This window comes from Ensifer sp. ZNC0028 (assembly GCF_000799055.1).
Lineage (GTDB): Bacteria > Pseudomonadota > Alphaproteobacteria > Rhizobiales > Rhizobiaceae > Ensifer.
In genome coordinates this window covers 1-329 of record NZ_JTLA01000212.1, presented here as the reverse complement: position 1 = coordinate 329, position 329 = coordinate 1, and the positions used below count along the sequence as shown (strand labels likewise).

The window sequence follows — 329 nt, the reverse complement described above, 5'->3', positions numbered from 1 at the left end:
TCGGCGCCGATTATCTCGTCAACGAGCGGGCGCTGGTCGGCCTGTCATTCCACTACGACTATATGAGCGACCCGACCGACGAGGATGCCGAACTGACCGGCAATGGCTGGCTCGCCGGTCCCTATGCCTCGTTCGAAATCGGCCAGGGCGTCTTCCTCGACGCCAACCTGCTCTATGGCGGTTCGTCCAACGACATCGACACCGGCATCTTCACCGGCACCTTCGACACGACCCGCTGGATGGCGGACGTCAAGCTGACCGGCGAGTGGCAACTCGACGAGACCACCGTGCTGACACCGAAGCTCAGAGCCGTCTACTTCAACGAAGAG

At 62.0% G+C, this 329-nt stretch carries 1 protein-coding gene; it reads left to right on the top strand.

Going from position 1 to position 329, the window contains the following annotated elements; genetic code table 11:
* The coding region (locus tag L981_RS32630; RefSeq protein WP_043626891.1) for an autotransporter outer membrane beta-barrel domain-containing protein at positions 1–329 on the top strand (329 nt) is incomplete at both ends.